Below are 19,748 nucleotides of genomic sequence, written 5' to 3' on the forward strand. Positions count from 1 at the left end.
CCAAACTTCAACCAGCCCGTTTGGGGGCTGGTTGAAGTTGTGTGTAACCATCTCTATACAGGCAGGGGATTATGATGTGGGTTGGTCTTTACTGTAAGCGTGATGCAGCCCCATCTGGTCGGTTTCGATGATGGCTTTTTGCATTTCCTGAATCATGGTAACGCCGTGACGGTATTGGAACGGCCACATTGAACGTAAATGGAAGAAAGCCACCCGGTCACCATCCTGCAGGGGATGATCCAGATCCGGCTGCAAGCCGGGCATCGCGCTCAACTGCCCGTTGATAAAGGTGATGCCGCGCTCCTCGGTGCGCATACCCAGCACATCCAGTAAATCCCGTAATCGAGATCCTTCCGGTAAAGCCACTTTACAGTTGGCGAAGACGCGCTCTTTAGGATTTCCGCCGAAGCGGGCCAGTTCGCCATATAACCAGGTATCTACAATGATGTTGTTCACTCAGCCACCTCCTACGGGCGGAAAGATACCAGCTTCGTCGCCATCATTCAAGCGGGTATCCAGGTCTTGAATTCGGGCGTTGATGAAACAGACTTTGACTTCACTTTCGGGGATTTCAAGATGGTTGATTAAGTCCCTGAGCGTTGAACCTTCCGGCAATTCTACCTCAAAAGGAGTGCCGGCGAGGGTGCCTGGATGATAGCGGCTGAAAGTGGCGTAAAGCTTGACTTTGACTTTCATGGACAGCGAATAATATCCTGAGACCAGAGACAATCGGCGCAGGAGGGATTGACCCCCCAGCAGCCTTCGTTGAGTTCGCGCAGATCGCAGGTGCTGCGCAAGTCACAATCCGGGCAGGAGGGAAAGTGATACACGGCTACTTCACTGCGGTACTGCATGTACTCTTCCGACATCCAGATCTCATCCAGCGGGGTTTGGGTGACATTCCCCAAGACGTAACGGGTGACTTTTTTCTTGCGTCCATCCAGCGTGTAATAGGAATAATTGTGCGAGAGAGCATAACAGGGGGAAACTCCGCCGTCCCAACCCACCACTGTTGCCCGGCTGTGAACAAAACGACAGTGTCGTTCAGCGCCCCAGTGCATGCGGGGCATTTCCATAAAGTTCCATAACCACCAGCCTGACCCCAAATTTGGAAACCCAAACCCCTTGACCGAATCTACGGGGGCATAACCATACAGGGTTTGGTCCACCATGTCTTCGGTGTAGGCAAGGACATTGCTGACGATTAAGCGAGCCGCGCCTAAACTGGAAGCCAGCCGTACCAACGCAGGCAGTTCATCCGCATTCGATTTGAGAATGACAAACTCAATGCCCAGTTCGGGCAGGCGGGTAGCATGCTGCTTTTTTAATTCTTTCAAGTGCTCCAGATTGGCAATAATTTGTTGAAGGTTTGCGCCGCGCAAATCATGGAAGGTTTCGGCTTGCGCGCCATCAATCGAAACCATGACGCGATAAACCCCCAGTTTAATTAACTCACTAACGATTTTTGGGGTGAGCAAAATACCGTTGGATCCCAGTGTGACTTTCAAACCACGACTGGTGAAAGTTTCGATCATGCTGAGGATGTTAGGGTGGGTGAGCGGTTCACCGAAACTGGTAAAAACGACTTCCTCTAATTCCGGCAGAAAAGCCAGCCGGGCAGCAACCGCATCGAAAATGTCCCGGGTCATCAGGGCAATTGGGTCATCCCAAATATTCCGCATGCAGAAGCGGCATTGCAAATTGCAACCGGTGGTGACCTCGATGTACAATTTGCGTAAATTGGGCAATCGCGGCAACAGGATGGGTTCCCCCTCCCGTTCGAATAGCCAGAAATCCAGCGGGGTCGGCAGGTTGCGGCGCTGTAAAAACGCGGCCGGTATTTTGAGATTATTTTGTTGATCAAGTCTGATTTTCATTGTCCATTCATGACTGAAAACGGTAAATCGAAATTATTCTGAGAACGGGAATGTCATTGCGATTTCCGCGCTGGTTTGAAGGTGTATTTTGATGGTTGAGATCGGTGCTCTTTTAAGAGCGGTTCGCAATGACATTCCCGAAAAAAATCTGGCCGGGTTATGCGTTAGAGCTCGGCGAAAACTGCATCCAGTGCTTCGTCCGGCACATCAAAGACGGTGTTGTGGGGCGGCAAGGGTTCCTGTTTCATGAATTCCGGCAGCCGGTCAGCGGCTTTGGTGATGCCGGCGGCTTCGTTGAACTTGCGCTCGACTTTCAACACCTCTGCGCCGAATTTGACCACATCATCGGCTGTCCAGTTGGTACCGAGTACGCCGTTGATCTCCTCGATCATACCCTGATAACCGCTGGCGATGTCGAGGATGGCAAAAGCGATGAAGAGGCAGTGACCGCTGGAATCGATGAAAGCGGTGGTCGCCTGGAAGGCGCGGCTGAGGGCGGCTTTACCTTCGGGCGAAAGCGGATCCACCTTGCCCATCACGCCCAAAATTTCCGGGGCAATCGTGTAGCCGGCGGTGTGATCGGCGCCCATCGTGGAGGTGGCGTAGGTTATTCCAATACCCTTCACGGCACGCGGTTCGTAAGCCGGGATGGACTGGCCTTTGACGGTGGGGACACGGGTGATGCCATAAACCCGTCCGGTCGTTTCGGTGCCGGCTCCCAGAATGCGGCCCAGCGTCGTGCCTTTGCCCATCTCATGCACCAGATTGATGGCGGCTTTGCTATCCCCAAACGGAATCACGCCTGCCTCCATGGCTACACCCAGGGTGGTGCCGGTTTCGATGGTGTCAAGACCATAATCGTTGCACAACTGGTTGAGCATGGCAAGGTCATCCAGATTGCTGATGCCGAGGTTCGCACCCAGCGACCAGGCTGATTCGTATTCCAGGCAGGAAGTAATTTCGCTGCCATCCTCGGCATAGACCGTGTTGGAGCACTGGATGATGCAGCCGGGGCTGCAGGCATGGTTGAAGATTTCCTTGCCTTTGCGATCTTTGTTGGTTTCAAAAATGGCCTCACCGGCAATCTTGGGGGCTTCTTCAAAACGGCCGCTGGTGAAGTTTTTGGTCGGCAGGCCGCCGGCTTCGTTCATGATATTGATCAGAATGGCGGTGCCGTAGGAGTTGAGTCCGCCTTTGGGTTTGGTGATGGCGTGGGTGCGCAACGCATCAATCATTTTCTTGCGACCTTCCTCGAAGAGGGCTTTGTCAGCGATTTCCACGCCGGGGGCGCCTTGCCGGTCAAGCACGATGAATTTGAGGCCTTTGGAAGCCATCACCGCACCGAGACCGCCGCGCCCTGCATAACGAGACGGTCGCTTGGACTGATCGTTGAAGCATACACCGGAATTGCTGTATCCATATTCTGCGGCAGCGCCTACGCTGCAAACCGAAACCCGATCGCCAAACTTTTCGTAAATGGGCGGATAAACGGCGGAAAGCGGTTGTTTGGTGTAGGGTGTGGCATCGAAGAATTCTACCTTGGGTTTGCCATCCCAGGTAATGTGCAGCCCCCAGAATTGATCCTTCTCTTTGGGCTGCCCTTCGATGATCAGGCCGCGGATTTGCATGTTAGCCAGATCGGCGCCCCATGAGGTACCTGCATTGGCTTCCTTAATGCCGCCGGTCAGAGGTGATTTTCCACCGACAGAAATGCGGGCTGCGGTTGGAGCGCTGGTACCGGTGACAAAACCGGCAGAAAATACTAATTTGTTGTTCGGGCCGAGCGGGTGACAAAGCGGGGGTACTTCATCGGCAACAACGTTCGAAGTCAAGGCGCGCCCAGCAAAATATTTGTACTTTTCCGGCACCTCAGTTACCTGATAAGTACGGTCGGTCATGTTGACTCTAACAAAATACATGGCATCCTCCTTTGCAAAAATTGAATTGAAATTGCGGGGGCTTGGGATTAAGACTTTTATATACTGCCTGGAAATTCTGCGGACTTCTACCTCCTTGCTCAGAAAATGGGGATGGGGAAACTCGCTTGGCGTATAACAACGAAAAAGAAGGACGCATCCCGTCGGTTTGAACGGGTGGCCCTCCTTTGCAAAACGGCAGGCGATGAAAGTTGCCTCTCATGCCCTATCGTCCATCTATCCCGGAGGGAATTGATGGATCGGAGGAAATCATTGGATGGTTAAGTCGCGATTCTCATCCCTGTTATTAAGAATAATGACATTGGACGCGATTTCAAGTGACAAAAGTCACAATCGGTTTATTTCAGAGTGAAAAGGTTGACAAAACAAGGAGTATCTGTATAATGTATGAATATATGTTCATATATTGGTTTTGGAAAAGGGTTGAGATGAGCCAAAATGTGCTTTCCCCCAAATGTACTGACCATCACATTCACCGCGAGGCGGTCGAACGTGCTCTCGATTCCATGGTGGATGGCTGGACGGCCACCCGCCTTTCGCAGGTTTTCGGGGCACTTTCTGATCCCAGCCGCGTGCGCTTAATCTCGGCTTTGCTGGCAGGTGAGTTGTGTGTTCACGATTTGGCTGCAGCGCTTGGCATGAGTCAAAGTGCGGTTTCCCATCAGCTGCGTTTTCTGCGCAGCCTCAATCTGGTGCGTTACCGCAAGGAAGGCCGGGTGGTGTATTACTGCCTGGATGACGAGCATGTCGAGCATCTCTTCCGTATGGGGCTGGACCATATCCGCCACCCAGAAAAAAGCATCGAGGAGGCATTCACACATCATGGCTGAGCAGCGTTACCGCATTGAAGGAATGGACTGCGCCGATTGCGCTTTGAAAATTGAAAAAGGGGTTCGTCAATTAGATGGCGTGGAGCGGGTTGAGTTGAATTTCAGCACCGCCTGGTTGACCGTCGAAGGTGAGGTCAGCCGGCAGGTGGTGCAGAAACGGGTAGAACAACTGGGCTACCGTTTAGCGGAGGATGCGGCTGACTCGGCGGCGCGCGTTCAAACAGAAGCCTTTCTGCCCGGATTGTTTCGTTACCTGCTTGCCAGTCGCGAGACGCGTCTGGCATTGCTGGGCGGTGGTTTGATCGCCCTTTCTTTTTTGTTTTCTGCCTTTGGCTTTGATGGCTGGGGGGTGGTCGCCTTGCAATTGATCGCGCTGCTGCTGGCAGGTTTTCCAATTGCGCGCAGCGCACTGGTGAATTTGTGGATTAACCGTGATTTCAACATGAATTTCTTGATGACCGTGGCGGCGATTGGCGCAGTGGTCATCGGGGAATACCCGGAAGCGGCTTCACTGATCTTCCTGTTTGCCGTTGCCGAAGCGCTGGAAGGTTACAGCGCTGAACGAGCGCGCCGTTCTATCCGCCTTTTGGCGGAACTGGCTCCGCGAACTGCCCTGCGCCAGACGGAGAATGGCGAAGAACGGGTTGCGGTGGAGCATCTGCGAATCGGTGATCGGGTAATCATTCCGGCTGGCGAACGTATTCCGACCGATGGAGTGGTACGCAGCGGCTTTGGAGCGGTTGATCAGGCACCGATCACCGGTGAAAGCCTGCCGGTTGAAAAAGCACCCGGCGATGAGGTGTTTGCCGGAAGCATCAACGGCGGCACGGTTCTGGAAGTCGAAGTGACCCGTCTGGCGGCCGACAACACCCTCAACCGGATTATTCGCATGGTGGAGGAAGCCCAGGCCTCCAAAGCCCCCGCTCAGCGCTTTGTGGATCAGTTTGCGCACTATTACACACCGGCCATGCTGGTGCTGGCGATTTTGGTAGCTTTCATTCCCCCGATTCTATTCGGCCAGCCTTTACTGAACCTGCCGGATGGTACGCGTGGTTGGCTGTATCGCGGTTTGGCGCTGTTGGTGATTGGCTGTCCCTGCGCGCTGGTGATTTCTACACCGGTAACGGTGGTCAGTGCGATTGCGGCAGGTGCACAAAAGGGGGTGTTGTTCAAGGGCGGCGCATTTCTGGAAGCTCTCAGCCGCGTGCGTGCGGTGGCGTTCGATAAGACTGGGACGCTCACCCGCGGGACGCCGATGGTGACTACCTACCGCTCGGTGGATTGTCGGGACGGTCAGGATTGTGAAAAGTGCCGGGATGTGCTGGCGCTGGCTTGCGCGCTGGAGCGGCGCAGCCAGCATCCGCTCGCACAGGCAGTTGTGCAGGCAGCTGCCCTGCGGGGATTGGAAAACCGCTATCCACCAGCGGATAAGGTTTCTGCGTTGAACGGCCTCGGTCTTCAGGGTCAGGTCAATGGGCAAATGGCCACCATTGGCAGTCATCGTCTGTTTGAGATTGAGCATCCCCATTCCGATGAGTTATGCCGCTGGGTGGAATCGGCGGAAAGCCTTGGGCAGACCACCATGCTGGTTTGTGATGGGGAACGGGTTCGCGGTTATCTGGCGGTGAGCGATTCGCTGCGTCCGGAAAGCGAACAGGTGGTGAATCGCTTGAAGCGGCTGGGAGTTGAGCCGGTTATGCTGACCGGGGATAACCCGGCTGCGGCGCGGTCGGTTGCTGGACAGGTGGGTGTCCAGCAGATTCACGCCGGTTTGATGCCGGAAGATAAAACCCGTCTGATTCAGGAATTGCGATCTCGCTATCGGACTGTGGCAATGGTGGGAGACGGGATTAATGATACACCCGCCCTGGCGGCGGCGACGGTCGGAATTGCCATGGGTGGGGCTGCTTCGGCGCAGGCAATGGAAACGGCCGATGTGGTGCTGATGTCGGAAGGATTGCTTCGTTTGCCGTTTGCCATGCGGCTGGCGCGGCTTGCCCAGCGGATTATCCGCCAGAATATTGCTTTCAGTCTGCTGACCAAAGCCGTCTTCATTTTACTGGCGCTGGCCGGTTGGACGACCATGTGGATGGCCGTGCTGGCTGATATGGGTGTTTCGCTGCTGGTGACTTTCAATGGTATGCGCCCGCTGGCTGTGCGGGATGAGTACGGTCAGACCCCGGCTCACACCGGCGGCCACGGATAGGGGCGTCGGCTGGGGGCCGGGTGGGGAAAGCAGCCGTTTTCAATCAACCGGCGGGTTCGGCGTTCCAGGGCACGAATTTCTGCCGGCGAGAGGTAGGCTGTGAGCGATTCAACCAGCCGTCCGGTTTGGGTCAGTTCTTCCAGCAGGCGGGTTATATCCTTCAGCAGGTCAGTGGGGATCGGCTCACCGGCAAAATCCCAGATGACCGTGCGCAGTTTATCCTCCTCATGGAAACAGATGCCGTGATCAATCAGCCAGATGTGGTGATTTTCATCCATGAGGACGTGACCGCCCTTGCGGTCGGCATTATTGATCACCAGATCGAATAGAACGACCGGACGAAGCAGCTGCCTGTCTTCGGGGGTGAAGGAAAAATAGTGGTATTGGGGGTCGTGCTCAATGTACAACTGTACTGAACCCGGGCCAAGGGGCGCTTTGCGGCGGTAAACCGTGGGCGGCACCAGCCGCCAGCCGAGAAATTCGCTCACCAGATAGGCTGCCACCTCCCTGCCGGAAAGGCTACCGGCTGGAAAATCCCACAGGGGCTGCTCACCGCGCACCGGTTTATACACAGCGGGGTATTCCTGGTTCTGGTGGACAATCGAAGCCAGAAAGGTGTAGTTGGAACCATGCACAAACTGACCCCGCAAGGTCATTTCACCCTTTTGAAGAATGGTGAGTATCTGCGGGGTTTCTGCGTTCATGTACCGATAGCACCTTTCGGTAGGGGGACTTAATGTTTGTGGCCGTTTTTCTTGGGGCAGAAGTGTCCTTCGGGATCCATTGGCTCACCACATTGCGGACAAATCGGCCTTCCGCGGTTGGCCACCTCAATTCCCCATAAACTCAACGCAAGCAATTGCGAACGGGTACACCAGAAGCGGGCGACACCGGCATCCTCCTCGCTAATCTGGTCGGAGAGCACTTCATGGGCGATCAGGCAGGCCATGTCGCGTTCCGGGTCGAAGGCCAGCCCCAGCTCGCCAACCCGGAAGAGCGGATCCACCGGCGGCTGGATGTGCATTTGATTTTCGTCATACTCACCGGAAGCCGGTGGCAGTTGTGGGTAACGGCTGGCGATTTCTTTGAAGAATTGCTCCACACCGATGGCCAGGGTTTGAATCTGTACTTTTTCCACCAGTAAGGTGACTACCTCTTCACCCTGGCGGGCCTGAATATAAAAAACCCGCTGTCCGGGTTTGCCAATTGCATCGGTGGTGATGTGAGTGACCGGGTCAAGTTCAATTTCTGTATGCGCCATGTTGGTGCGCCTCCTGTTTCAGGTTGAGTATACCAGAAACCGTCTGTTGAAATATCCTCTTGTCCAATCTGGGCGGGGAGGGGCTTTCAGAGGGCAGATTGCACCTCTAAAAGACGGCGCTCCTCCCAACGGGCGGCCTGAAACAGGCCGTGCTCACCCACCAGATTGAAAACCTGCTGGCGCAGGGTGGCCGGGTCGCCGCTGGTATAAAAGCGCACCTCGGCCGGCCGATTCCCCTCAACCAGCAGGTGATTCTGTTCCAGCAGGCGACGGGTCTGGCGGGCAACTGCGGGGGCGGGATCAATCACGCGCACCCCGGGGCCGCAGATTTCTTCAATCAGTGGGATGACAAAGGGGTAGTGGGTACAGCCCAGCACAACCGTGTCAATCCCTTCGCGCAGCATGGGGGTGAGGGCACTCTGGAGTATCTGGCGGGCCGGGCTGCCTTTCAGCCGTCCGGCTTCAATTTCCTGTACCAGACCAGTGCAGGTATCCGTCATCAGTGTAACGCCGGAGGCAAACCGCTCAACGACCGAAGCGTATAAAGCTCCCTGAAAGGTGGCGGGAGTGGCCAGCACGCCGACTTTTCCACTGCGGGTAGTTTCGGCAGCGGGTTTTACGGCCGGTTCCATGCCAACAAAGGGGATGTGCGGGAATTTTGCCCGTAGATAGTGCAGGGCGGCGGCTGAAGCGGTGTTACAGGCCACGACAATCAAGCCAGCCCCATGCTCAATTAAAAATTCGGTAATGGCTTCGGAAAAATCACGCACTTCCTCCAACGGCCGGCTGCCGTAGGGGACGTGCTGTTGGTCGGCAAAATAGATAACCGGCTGGGCTGGGAGAATCTGGCGAATGGCGCGGTAAACCGAAAGACCGCCTACCCCCGAGTCAAAAATCCCAATTGCCGGCGGGTGATTCATGCCCCCATTTCCCCGGCTGCCTGAATAAATGCTTTAAAGAGGGCAAAGTGGCGGGGGTGTTGGGTCAACCATTCGGGGTGCCACTGAACGCCCATCAGAAAACGGTGGCCGAGCAATTCAATCGCCTCTGCCAGTCCATCCGGCGACCATGCACTGACCCGCAGTTCTTCGCCGATACGTGCCAGCCCCTGATGATGGAGGCTGTTGACTTGAATTTCGTCCTCGCCGATGATTTTTTCGAGATGGGTCTGGTCCATGATTTTAACTTTGTGGGCGAGTGTATCCCGCGGATAGCCCGGAAAATAATCATGTTTGAGGGCGCCTTTGAGTTGCGAGGCTATATCGGTGTAGAGGGTACCACCCAGCGCCACATTAATCACCTGCGCTCCGCGGCAGATGCCCAGCAGGGGCTTTTTGTGAGTTGCGGCCAGCTGCACCAGTTCGATTTCCATCTCATCGCGGGCAGGATCCACATCATAAACCCGCGGGTGGGGTTCGCCGTTAAAGCGGGCCGGGTCAATATCGCCGCCGCCGACCAGTAAAATCCCGTCCAGATTTTGGAACAGCTCTCGCAATTGGGTCAAACTCAGCCCGACCGGGATCAACAGGGGGATTCCGCCAGCCTGAAGAATGGCGCGGGCATAGGCTTCCTTTGCACCTACGCTGACGATCGGATCGTGGACAATCAATCGTTCGGTGGAGAGTCCAATCAGTGGCGTTTTCATTGATAAATATCCTATGGTAATTTTACCTAAAAAGGGCGCAGCCAGCGTTTGACTGCGCCCTCCGGTTTGGAATGCGGTGGCGAGGACTAGTTAAACTTTTGTTTGAGGCGCGCGCTTTTACCGGTGCGGTCGCGCAGGAAGTACAGGCGGGAGCGCCGCACGCGGCTATGCCGTTCTACCACAACCCGGTCAATCCGCGGGGAGCGGAACAGGAAAGTGCGTTCCACGCCAATGCCGTTACTGGCAATCCGCCGCACCGTGAAGGTGGAGTTATTACCGTTGTTGTGAATGTACAGAACGGTGCCTTTGAACTCCTGAATACGTTCGCGGTTGCCTTCTTTGATTTTGACATGCACGGAAACGGTATCCCCGGTTTTCAATTCCGGAATATTGGGGTTGACCGGCGCCTCTACAGATTTCAAAATATCGTCCATGGTGCAATTCCTTCCAATGAATTCTTACCCTGCGTCCTTAACGCGAGGGCAGATTATACCATGAAGTTTTCAGGCGGGCAATGATTCTGGAATTCATTCCAAAAATTTGGTTGATTTGACAATTTCTTAAAGGATGGTTATAATTAGGGTCGTGAGCGGTCAAGAACCGCCTGAACATTCGATTCAAGAGATTGAATGGTTTTAATTTCTGTTGGAGGTTGTATCGCCGAATGCTTCCGAGAATAAAATCCAGACCGGTGCTTATTCCTTCGGCTGCATGGGCGAATTGCAGCCGAAGTTTTTTGTGTGTTCCATCCCTGAACCAGAAGGGAGGTGAGAAGAATGACCGTTGTCACGTTAAGACAAAATGAATCACAAGACCAGTTGCTGAAGCGTTTCCGCAAGAAGGTCGTCAAGAGTGGTGTGCTCAGCACAGTCCGCCGTAAGCGGTGGTTCATTTCCAAAAGCGAACTGCGCCGGGTGGAGAAGAAAAAAGCCATTCGCCGCATCAAGCGCCGCCAGTTTTCACGTTCGGCTGAGTAGTTTCAGGATCTAGATTCCGGTTGGGCGAGCATCCTCATCCGGTGTGGAGGGAATGATGGCAAAAGAAGAAGATAAGATTCAGGTCGAAGGCACCATTGTGGAAGCTCTGCCGGGAACACAATTCCGCGTCCGGCTTGACAATGGGCACGAAGTGCTTGCCTATCTCTCCGGTAGAATGCGTAAGTATTACATCCGCATTTTATTGGGAGACCGGGTGCGGGTAGAAATGTCTCCGTATGACCTCACCCGTGGCAGAATTGTATATCGCCAGCGCCGCGTCGGTGAATCCATGGCATTGGAAGAGTAAATCGCTGCTCAACCCTATCTGGAATCATTCGTCTGTTGGTTAATCATTGAACGCCCCTGCCTTTGAGGGGCGTTTTTTATTGACGAACTCCTGCGGTTTTCAGGCCGCAGGAGTTCGTCTACCGATAATCTATCCTCTTGCAATCCTTGGGGAGGGCAGGAGAGGATATTCGATTGGATTACTGAGGCAGGATGACCGTATCAATCACGTGGATGACGCCGTTGGTGGTTTTGATGTCGGTCAGGATTACCTGCGCATCGTTGATGAAGACTTTTCCGTTCTCCACTTTGATGGTCACTTTTTGACCCAGTGCGGTTTCGGCTTCGCTCAGTTTCACCACATCCTCAGCCAGCACGCGGCCGGGCACCACATGGTAGAGCAAAATGTTGGTCAGTTGCTGCTTGTTCTCGGGCTTGAGCAGGGTATCGAGTGTGCCTGCCGGCAGTTTTGCAAAAGCCTCGTCGGTGGGGGCAAACACCGTGAAGGGACCTTCACCCTTGAGGGTTTCAACCAGATCCGCAGCCTGAACAGCGGCAACCAGGGTTTCGAACTTATTGAACACCGCAGCATCCACAATATCTTTCGGCAGAATGACGGTATCAATCACATGGATCACGCCGTTTGAGGCCTCAATATCGGTAAGGATGATTTCGGCTTCGTTGATATAGGCTTTGCCCATGTCCAGTTTGAAGAAAACCGAGGTGCCAAGGGCAGTATCTGCAATCAGTCCATCGCTCACATCCGCTGCCATGACCTTGCCGGGGATGACGTGGTAGAGCAGGATGTCGGTCAGCTGCTGTTTGTTTTCGGGTTTGAGCAGTTCTTCGATGGTGCCCGCCGGAAGTTTGGCAAAAGCCTCATCGGTGGGGGCGAACACGGTGAATGGGCCTTCGCCTTTCAGGGTGTCCACCAGCCCGGCGGCCTGAACGGCTGCCACCAGTGTCGTGAAGCGGCCGTCCGCCACAGCAATATCCACAATGTCTTTGGGAGCTTCAACGGTCATGCTGGGGGGCAGGATCACGGTGTCAATCACGTGGATTACGCCGTTTGAAGCTTCAATGTCGGTGAGGATGACCTGGGCATCGTTGATGAATACCTTGCCATCTTCAACCTTAATGCTGACCTTTTCGCCAAGCGCGGTTTCGGCTTCGCTCAGGTTGACCACATCCGCTGCCATGACCTTACCCGGGACTACATGATACAGCAGAATGTCGGTTAACTGCTGCTTGTTTTCGGGCTTGAGCAGCTCCTCAATGGTACCGGCCGGCAGTTTGGCAAAAGCCTCGTCGGTGGGGGCAAACACCGTGAAGGGACCTTCACCGGCTAATGTTTCGACCAGCCCGGCGGCCTGTACAGCGGCAACCAGAGTGGTGAATCGGCCATCCGCTACGGCAATGTCCACAATCGTTTGCGGAGCGGGGGTGTTGGTGGGCATTGGCATCGGGGTGTTGGTGGGGGCTGCCGTTGGGGCAGGTGTAGCCGCAGGAGCGCAGGCAGCCAAAGCCAGCACAGCAACCAGAGCAAACAACATCAAGCGTTTCATTTTTTTCTCCTCATACCTTCTAAAATTTGGATTGATTTTGTTGATATCCAGAGTATAAGGTTTTGTATAAACTTGGTCAAACACTATTTGGGCTTTGTATAATGTTTGTGTAATGTATTAAAAAATACTTAACTAAACCGCTTGTTTGGACTGGATCAAAATAAAAAAACGGTGCAGCGCACCTTTTTGCAGCTACACCGTTGATGGATGATTTTTCTTTACCGGTTGAGTGGTCTACTCAGGGAGGCTTGCTCAACCGGAGGTTTGATTACCAGATGATTCGGTTATCGTAACTCATCAGGGCTTTCATGTAATTGGCGCGTTCAAAGGCGGCCGGTTCGGCAACTGCCTGCTGGCTCATGCTGCCAATCATCTGCTGAACGGAGGTGTATTCGAACTCATCCAGCCAGTTGTTCAGGTCGGTGAGGATTTCGGTTGCCCGTCCAATGCCCTTTGCCAGCAATTCGGAGGTGGTCATGGCCACATTTGCTCCGGCCATCAATGCCTTGACCACATCCCTGGCGCTATGAACTCCGCTGGAAAGGGCCAGGTCGGCTTTTATGCGCCCGTAGAGAATTGCCACCCAGCGCAGAGGCAGGCGCAATTCATCGGAGGTGCTCAGCACCAGGTTGGGCACCACATCCAGCGATTCGATGTCCAGATCCGGCTGGTAGAAGCGGTTGAACAGTACCAGACCGTTGGCGCCTGCTTCGGCCAGTTGAGCAGCCAGGTTGGGCAAGGCGGTGAAGTAAGGGCTGAGTTTTACCGCCAGCGGAATTTGGATCTGACTACGGACATCGCGCACCAGTTGAACATAGGTGGCTTCCAGTTCCTGACTGGTCAATTGGGGATCGGTGGGGACGTAATAGATATTGAGTTCAAGGGCATCCGCGCCGGCTTCCTCGATTCGTCTGGCATAATTGATCCAGCCGCCGGTGGAAATGCCGTTCAGGCTGCCGATGACCGGAATGCTGACGGCTTTTTTGATGCGGTAAATCAGTTCCAGATAGCTTTCCGGCCCCACATTGTAACGTTCAAGATCGGGGAAGTAAGTCAGCGCTTCGGCAAAGGATTCGCTGCCGCGGGTCAGATAATAATCGAGGGCGTGGCTTTCGTGGACAATTTGCTCTTCAAAGAGCGAGTACATCACAACCGCGCTGATGCCGGCGTCTTCCAGCCGCTTGACCCCTTCAACTTTTTTGGACAGTGGTGAAGCCGAAGCGACCAGAGGGTTTTTGAGTTTCAAACCCAGATAAGTGGTAGTCAGATCTGCCATCGTTATTTCTCCTCGTCGTGAATTAAGCCAGCGTGCGGAAAGAACCTTCCGCACGCTGCAGGGGTGGTTTTATTCGCTCTTACCAGCGGCTGGCTCTTGCCCGTGCCCATTATACTGAATGGCAGCCATTTGCTGGTAGAGTTTCCAGCGGCGGATGGCGTCTTCGCGGGCCAGTTTCATCAAGGCTTCGGCGCGGGATTCGTCGCTTTGCAGTAACATGCGGTAGCGGGTTTCATTGTATGCGTAATCCTCCACCGGAACCGACGGATCGCGCGAATCGAGCTGCAGGGGATTCTTGCCTTCTTCTGACAGCATGGGATTGTAGCGGAAGACAGGCCAGACCCCGGCTTGAACTGCCAGTTTTTGCTGCTCCAGGCCTTTGCGCATGTCAATACCGTGAGCGATGCAGTGGCTGTAAGCGATGATCAGGGACGGGCCTTCGTAGGCATCGGCTTCGAGGAAGGCTTTGAGGGTTTGGGCGTCGTTGTAGCCCATGGCGACGCGCGCCACATAGACATACCCGTAGGCCATGGCGATCATGCCAAGGTCCTTCTTGGGCAGGTTCTTCCCGTTGGCGGCAAATTTGGCAACCGCTGCGCGCGGGGTAGCCTTGGAGGACTGTCCACCGGTGTTGGAGTACACCTCGGTATCCAGCACCAGAATGTTGACATCCCGCCCGGAAGCGAGGACATGGTCCAAACCGCCGTAGCCGATATCGTAAGCCCAGCCGTCACCGCCGATGATCCAGACACTCTTGCGCACCAAAAAATCTGCCAGATCCAACAGCATGGTAGCGCGCGGGTCTTTGAGCGATTGAAGCACCTGTTTCAATTGGGCTACCCGTTCGCGCTGGGCTTTGATGCCGGTTTCGCTGGTCTGGTCGGCGGTCAAGATGGCATCTACCAAAACCTGTCCGATTTGGGGAGCAAGCGCCACCAGTAATTCGCGGGCGAACTCACTTTGTTTGTCAATGGTCAGGCGCATGCCCAAACCAAATTCAGCGTTATCCTCAAACAGACTGTTCGACCATGCCGGGCCGCGCCCTTCGCGGTTGACCGCCCATGGGGTGGTGGGTAAGTTACCGCCGTAAATAGAGGAACAACCGGTGGCGTTGGCAATCACGGTGCGGTCGCCGAACAACTGAGATACCAGTTTGACATAGGGCGTTTCGCCGCAACCGGCGCAGGCGCCCGAGAACTCAAATAGCGGTTCGAGCAATTGAGAGTTTTTCACCGTCCCGACGCTGATCGCCGTGCGATCCACCTCCGGCAGGGAGAGGAAAAATTCCCAGTTGACCCGTTCGGTTTCGCGCAGGGGCGGCTGAGGAGCCATGTTGATCGCCTTCAAACCAACCTGCGACTTGTTCTTGGCGGGACAGGCTTCCACGCACAGGGCGCAGCCAGTGCAATCCTCCGGGGCGACCTGGATGGTGAACATCATCCCTGGAAATTCCTTGAATTTGGCAGGGGTGGATTTGAAAGTCTCCGGGGCATTTTCCAGATATTTGGGGTCATAGACTTTCTGGCGGATGACCGCATGCGGGCAAACCAGTGCGCACTTGCCGCATTGGATGCATACCTCCGGGTCCCAAACCGGAATTTCCAAGGCGATGTTGCGTTTTTCCCAACGGGCGGTGGCGGTGGGGAAGGTGCCGTCCACCGGCAGTTTGCTGACCGGCAGGTTGTCGCCTTCAAACACCATCATCGGCGCCAGCGTTTCGCGTACAAAAGCCGGGGCTTCATCGGCAACAGCCTTGCGGCGGCTGAATGTGCTGGTCACCCGATCCGGCACTTTGACCTCAAACAGGTTGTCGAGGGTGTGATCCACCGCTTCAAAATTGCGTTTGACCACGGCTTCGCCGCGTTTACCGTACGTCTTTTCGATGCTCTTCTTGATTTGAGCAATGGCTTCATCCCGCGGTAAAACACCGCTGATGGCGAAGAAGCAGGTCTGCATGATGGTGTTGATGCGGCCGCCCATACCGGTCTTTTGAGCGACCTCATAAGCGTCAATCACGTAGAATTTTAATTTTTTATCAATGATCGTTTGTTGAACTTCGCGCGGCAGGTGATCCCATACCTGATCGGGCGGATAAATGCTATTGAGAAGGAACACGGCGCCTGGAGCGGCGTATTTGAGAACATCCAGCCGTTCCAGGAAGGTGAACTGGTGGCAGGCGACAAAATTGGCCTGGCCGGGTTGGATCAGGTAAGGCGCTCGAATCGGGCGCGGGCCAAAACGCAGATGCGAAATAGTGACCGAGCCGGATTTCTTGGAATCATACACAAAGTAACCCTGGGCGTAGTTGTCGGTTTCTTCGCCGATGATTTTGATTGAGTTTTTATTGGCGCCTACGGTACCATCTGCGCCCAGGCCGAAGAAAACGCAGCGCACGGTTTGAGGATGTTCAATCGAGAAGGAGGCATCATAGTCCAGGCTGGTGTGGCTGACATCGTCCACAATCCCCACGGTGAAATGGTTGCGCGGGGTATCGGATTTCAATTCATCGAAGATGGCTTTGACCATGCCCGGCGTAAACTCTTTTGAAGAAAGACCGTAACGACCGGCAACCATCACCGGCAGGTGTTGAAACGGCGCTTTTCCAGTCCGTAAGGCTTCGGTGACGGCGGTTACCACATCTTCATACAAGGGTTCACCGGCGGCGCCGGGTTCTTTGGTGCGGTCTAAAACAGCAATCTTCTGGACGCTGGCCGGCAGGGCTTTCATCAGGCTTTCCAGCGAGAAGGGGCGGTAAAGGCGGACGGTAACCACGCCGACTCTTTCACCCTGCTGCTGCAGGTAAAGGGCGGTTTCCTCGGCGGTTTCGGCTCCGGAACCCATCAAGATGATCACCCGCTCGGCATCCGGCGCACCGGCGTAGTCAAACAGATGGTAGGAGCGCCCCGTCAATCGGGCAAATTGATCCATTGCTTCCTGGACAATCGCCGGGCAGGCATTATAGAAGGGGTTGATCGCTTCGCGTGCCTGGAAGAAGACATCCGGGTTCATGGCGGTTCCGCGCAGGACGGGGTGATCGGGGCTGAGGGCGCGGGCGCGGTGCTGACGGACGGCTTCCATGTCAATCATGGCGCGCAGGTCATCTTCGCTGAGATATTCGATTTTGTTCACTTCGTGAGATGTACGGAAACCGTCGAAGAAGTGCAGGAAGGGGATGCGTGAACGCAGCGAGGCAGCCTGGGCAATCAACGCCATGTCATGGGCTTCCTGTGGTGAGCGGGATGCCAGCAAAGCCCAGCCGGTCTGGCGGGTGGCCATTACATCGGAGTGATCGCCAAAAATAGAGAGCGCGTGGGTAGCCACTGTGCGCGCCGAAACATGGAAAACAGCCGGGGTTAGTTCGCCGGCGATTTTGTACATGTTGGGGATCATCAACAGCAGGCCCTGAGAGGCAGTAAAGGTGGTGGTCAGCGAGCCGGTTTGCAAAGCGCCGTGAACCGCACCGGCGGCGCCCCCTTCGGATTGCATTTCCACAACCAGCGGAACGGTGCCCCAAATATTGGGGATTTTGGCGGCTGACCAGGCATCAGCCAGTTCGCCCATCCCCGATGAGGGGGTAATCGGGTAGATGGCGATGACTTCATTCAGCCGATAGGCCACATAAGCAACAGCCTCATTGGCATCTACGGTAATCTTTTGTCGTGTCATGTCGGTTAACTCCACATCGAGATGATAGAAATCCCAAAAACAGCCTGCTTTCTTCTCTGAAAGTCAGGCTGTTTTAATGTTCGGCCGTCTTGCGTGTCCAGACATTCATCTATGAGAGTGTATCTTTTCTTGGACGAATGGGTAAGTTATATTGGTCATTTAATTTGTATGTTTCCTGTCATATTTACAAATCACCCCTCAACCGCTTCTGCGCCAGCATCAACGCTGCCAGGCTTTTGGCGTCGCGCAGTTCTCCATTCTGTGCCATTTCCACGGCTTGTTCGGCCGGAATGGTGACCAGTTGCAAAAATTCATCGGCATCCTGCTCCAAAGGGGAGGGGTAAAGTGCGCTCGCCAGGAAGATGTACATGTGTTCACTGGAATAACCGGGAGCCAGGTAAAAGTCGCCCAGTAGTTCCAGCTTTCCGGCTGCCATGCCGGTTTCCTCGCGAATTTCACGAGCAGCGCAGGTGTGTGGATCCTCCCCCTCGTTCAGCACACCGGCCGGAAGTTCCAGTAATTCCTCGCCGACGCCAATGCGGTACTGTTTTACAAACAAGATATTTCCCTGAGCGTCCAGCGGGACAATGGTAACCGAACCGCTGTGTTGGACGAGATCGTAGGGGCGGACGGCACCATCCGGCAGCCTCAAATGCACCTTTTCCACCTCAAAAGCACGACCCCGATAGATGGTTTCTCGTTGAAGAATGGCAAAGTTCATCCTGCACCTTTTGGATTTGGAATTAAGCACAAATGGCAGGGTTTCCCCTGCCATGATTGTACCATTTACACTGGCCGCTCAGTGAAGAAACGGCTTTACGGAATGCGGAGAACGTCTCCGACTTTGAGGGTGTATGGGGCTTGCAGGTTGTTGGCAGCTGCAATGGCCAGCGGATCCACATCTCCAAAGTCGCAGGCGATTGAGTAGATGGTATCGCCGGCTTTGACGGTGTAATCAGCCGGGTGGGCTTTGAGAGCGCGCGGGCCGGAAGACCAGGTACCCGTTGCGGGGATCTTCAAAACCGTTCCTTCAGCCGGGCGGGAATTCATGTTGAGGTTGTTGGCGGAGAAGAAAGAGTTGAGATCCAGATTATAGCGCCGGGCGATGCAGATGGGCCATTCGCCTTTTTGCAGGGTGTAAGTTTCCGGGCGGCTGAGGGTTGGCAAAACCGGCAGAGTGGTAGTGGGTTGGGGTACCGGTGTGTCGGTGACCACAATAATCGGTGTTGCTTCGCCGGGCGTTTCCGGGGTGATTTCCTGCGGTTGGGCGGTCGGCTGCTGGGCAGCCTGAGTCTGCTGGACGATTTCGGTCAGCCGCTGGTTCGGATCAACCGTAGAAATCGGGAATGGGATTTCGGAGGTGGCGGTGGCTTCGCCGGGTTGTTTGGTGGTGGCCGAACGAGTGCAGGCAGCCATGCTCACCACAACCAGTATACTGATCAGCGCCACTACAAAAAGGTTCTTTTTCATCTTCATTCTCCTTCTGAGGGTACGAATTCCCGAATTTCGTGTAAACTTTCCTCAGGATTTCATCACTTGCAATGATACTAGCATAAGCATTATCCTGCGTCAAGCGAAGATTCGGGGGTAATTTCATCACTCCATGCAATAAGTATGCCAGATTTTGATTTTTCGGTGTTGAAAAAATGCGGGTAAAATTGAGCGCAAGGATTTCTTTTTTCGGGGTTTCTACACGAAAATGAACATTTATTTTTCCTGTTCAATTACCGGCGGCAGGAATGATCAGCCGGTTTATGCCACCATTGTGCGGGCTTTGCTGGAAGATGGTCATCATGTGCCTACGGCAATCCTTGCCAGCCCACAGGTGATGGACATGGAAATGGTGGTGGATCCGCGCGAGGTTTACCGCCGGGATGTCAACTGGGTGCGGGCGTGTGATGCGTTGATTGCGGAGGTGAGCACACCCTCGCATGGGGTGGGGTATGAAATTGCGCTGGCGCTGATGCTGGAAAAACCGGTGCTGGCCTGTTTTCGGGCTGGGGCAGCCGTTTCCAAAATGATTCTGGGTAACGATCATCCTCGTTTCAGCATGGGAATGTACAAGGATAGCGAGGAGGCTGTCATATTAATCCGTGACTTTTTACGGGGTCTGGATTGTGAATAAGGTCATCCTGAATCTGTGATGAAACACAATAACGGATGTCAGACCTTTGAGGTAAGATAAGACATGGAGACGCAGACATCCGGACACCTCCAAATTTA

Annotated in this window: 19 protein-coding genes and 1 riboswitch; of the genes, 5 read left to right on the plus strand and 14 right to left on the minus strand. The window is 54.6% G+C overall.

The genetic code is table 11. The annotated features are described in order from the left end of the window. Positions 1 to 69: 69 nt before the first annotated feature. The 4 genes from AC812_RS08825 to AC812_RS08840 form a co-directional block, all read right to left on the minus strand. Positions 70 to 456, minus strand: coding sequence for a MoaD/ThiS family protein (locus tag AC812_RS08825; RefSeq protein WP_236839235.1), 387 nt, complete (start codon positions 454 to 456; stop codon positions 70 to 72). Continuing rightward, the gene (locus tag AC812_RS08830) at positions 457 to 696 is read right to left on the minus strand and encodes a MoaD/ThiS family protein (RefSeq protein ID WP_061913982.1); all 240 of its coding nucleotides are present in this window, start codon (positions 694 to 696) and stop codon (positions 457 to 459) included. It abuts the gene before it with no gap. Next, positions 693 to 1,877 (minus strand): tungsten cofactor oxidoreductase radical SAM maturase, encoded by a 1,185-nt coding sequence (locus tag AC812_RS08835; protein WP_061913984.1) that lies wholly within the window; start codon positions 1,875 to 1,877, stop codon positions 693 to 695. The genes AC812_RS08830 and AC812_RS08835 overlap by 4 nt, the downstream gene beginning before the upstream one ends. 164 nt (positions 1,878 to 2,041) lie before the next feature. Further along, on the minus strand, positions 2,042 to 3,796 hold the full coding sequence (locus AC812_RS08840) for an aldehyde ferredoxin oxidoreductase family protein (protein ID WP_061913986.1): 1,755 nt from the start codon (positions 3,794 to 3,796) through the stop codon (positions 2,042 to 2,044). Between the two features lie 164 nt (positions 3,797 to 3,960). Then, a riboswitch (molybdenum cofactor riboswitch) is annotated at positions 3,961 to 4,071 on the minus strand. A 171-nt stretch (positions 4,072 to 4,242) separates the two neighbouring features. On the opposite strand from AC812_RS08840, the gene AC812_RS08845 reads away from it, so the two are divergent. After that, positions 4,243 to 4,644, plus strand: a complete 402-nt coding sequence (locus tag AC812_RS08845) for an ArsR/SmtB family transcription factor (RefSeq protein ID WP_061913991.1) — start codon at positions 4,243 to 4,245, stop codon at positions 4,642 to 4,644. Continuing rightward, positions 4,637 to 6,850 carry a heavy metal translocating P-type ATPase gene (locus AC812_RS08850; protein WP_061913992.1) on the plus strand — a complete coding sequence of 738 codons (2,214 nt, stop codon included), beginning with the start codon at positions 4,637 to 4,639 and terminating at the stop codon, positions 6,848 to 6,850. Before AC812_RS08845 ends, AC812_RS08850 begins: the two co-directional genes overlap by 8 nt. Here the strand turns inward: AC812_RS08850 and AC812_RS08855 are convergent. From AC812_RS08855 to rplS, 5 genes are all read right to left on the minus strand, one after another. Continuing rightward, positions 6,829 to 7,554 carry an SCO1664 family protein gene (locus tag AC812_RS08855; protein ID WP_061913994.1) on the minus strand — a complete coding sequence of 242 codons (726 nt, stop codon included), beginning with the start codon at positions 7,552 to 7,554 and terminating at the stop codon, positions 6,829 to 6,831. The genes AC812_RS08850 and AC812_RS08855 overlap by 22 nt on opposite strands. Positions 7,555 to 7,583: 29 nt before the next feature. Further along, entirely contained in the window at positions 7,584 to 8,111 is a 528-nt protein-coding gene (locus AC812_RS08860; protein WP_061913996.1) for a DUF3090 domain-containing protein, read from the minus strand. A gap of 86 nt (positions 8,112 to 8,197) precedes the next feature. Then, entirely contained in the window at positions 8,198 to 9,031 is an 834-nt protein-coding gene (gene murI, locus AC812_RS08865; RefSeq protein WP_061913998.1) for a glutamate racemase, read from the minus strand. Continuing rightward, positions 9,028 to 9,756: a gamma-glutamyl-gamma-aminobutyrate hydrolase family protein gene (locus tag AC812_RS08870; RefSeq protein WP_061914000.1), complete on the minus strand. Its 729-nt coding sequence runs from the start codon at positions 9,754 to 9,756 to the stop codon at positions 9,028 to 9,030. The genes murI and AC812_RS08870 overlap by 4 nt, the downstream gene beginning before the upstream one ends. An 86-nt stretch (positions 9,757 to 9,842) precedes the next feature. Next, positions 9,843 to 10,190 (minus strand): 50S ribosomal protein L19, encoded by a 348-nt coding sequence (gene rplS / locus AC812_RS08875; protein WP_061914002.1) that lies wholly within the window; start codon positions 10,188 to 10,190, stop codon positions 9,843 to 9,845. Between the two features lie 342 nt (positions 10,191 to 10,532). Here rplS and rpsU point away from each other — a divergent pair, with 342 nt between their 5' ends. Beyond that, positions 10,533 to 10,733, plus strand: a complete 201-nt coding sequence (gene rpsU / locus AC812_RS08880; RefSeq protein WP_061914004.1) for a 30S ribosomal protein S21 — start codon at positions 10,533 to 10,535, stop codon at positions 10,731 to 10,733. 55 nt (positions 10,734 to 10,788) lie between these two features. Then, on the plus strand, positions 10,789 to 11,040 hold the full coding sequence (gene infA, locus AC812_RS08885) for a translation initiation factor IF-1 (RefSeq protein ID WP_061914006.1): 252 nt from the start codon (positions 10,789 to 10,791) through the stop codon (positions 11,038 to 11,040). A 178-nt stretch (positions 11,041 to 11,218) separates the two neighbouring features. Here the strand turns inward: infA and AC812_RS08890 are convergent, their stop codons facing one another. From AC812_RS08890 to AC812_RS08910, 5 genes are all read right to left on the minus strand, one after another. Continuing rightward, positions 11,219 to 12,583 (minus strand): fasciclin domain-containing protein, encoded by a 1,365-nt coding sequence (locus tag AC812_RS08890; protein WP_082148948.1) that lies wholly within the window; start codon positions 12,581 to 12,583, stop codon positions 11,219 to 11,221. 268 nt (positions 12,584 to 12,851) lie between these two features. Further along, on the minus strand, positions 12,852 to 13,859 hold the full coding sequence (locus AC812_RS08895; RefSeq protein WP_061914008.1) for a dihydroorotate dehydrogenase-like protein: 1,008 nt from the start codon (positions 13,857 to 13,859) through the stop codon (positions 12,852 to 12,854). Positions 13,860 to 13,928: 69 nt separating this feature from the next. Beyond that, the gene (nifJ, locus tag AC812_RS08900) at positions 13,929 to 17,525 is read right to left on the minus strand and encodes a pyruvate:ferredoxin (flavodoxin) oxidoreductase (RefSeq protein ID WP_061914010.1); all 3,597 of its coding nucleotides are present in this window, start codon (positions 17,523 to 17,525) and stop codon (positions 13,929 to 13,931) included. A 184-nt stretch (positions 17,526 to 17,709) separates the two neighbouring features. Further along, entirely contained in the window at positions 17,710 to 18,246 is a 537-nt protein-coding gene (locus AC812_RS08905; protein WP_061914012.1) for an NUDIX hydrolase, read from the minus strand. Positions 18,247 to 18,341: 95 nt separating this feature from the next. Next, entirely contained in the window at positions 18,342 to 18,995 is a 654-nt protein-coding gene (locus tag AC812_RS08910) for a LysM peptidoglycan-binding domain-containing protein (protein ID WP_061914014.1), read from the minus strand. A 229-nt stretch (positions 18,996 to 19,224) separates the two neighbouring features. Here AC812_RS08910 and AC812_RS08915 point away from each other — a divergent pair, with 229 nt between their 5' ends. Continuing rightward, complete coding sequence (locus tag AC812_RS08915; RefSeq protein WP_061914016.1) at positions 19,225 to 19,650, plus strand: nucleoside 2-deoxyribosyltransferase; 426 nt, start codon at positions 19,225 to 19,227, stop codon at positions 19,648 to 19,650. The last annotated feature ends 98 nt before the right edge of the window (positions 19,651 to 19,748 follow it).

The sequence above is a fragment of the Bellilinea caldifistulae genome (assembly GCF_001306055.1).
GTDB lineage: Bacteria > Chloroflexota > Anaerolineae > Anaerolineales > Anaerolineaceae > Bellilinea > Bellilinea caldifistulae.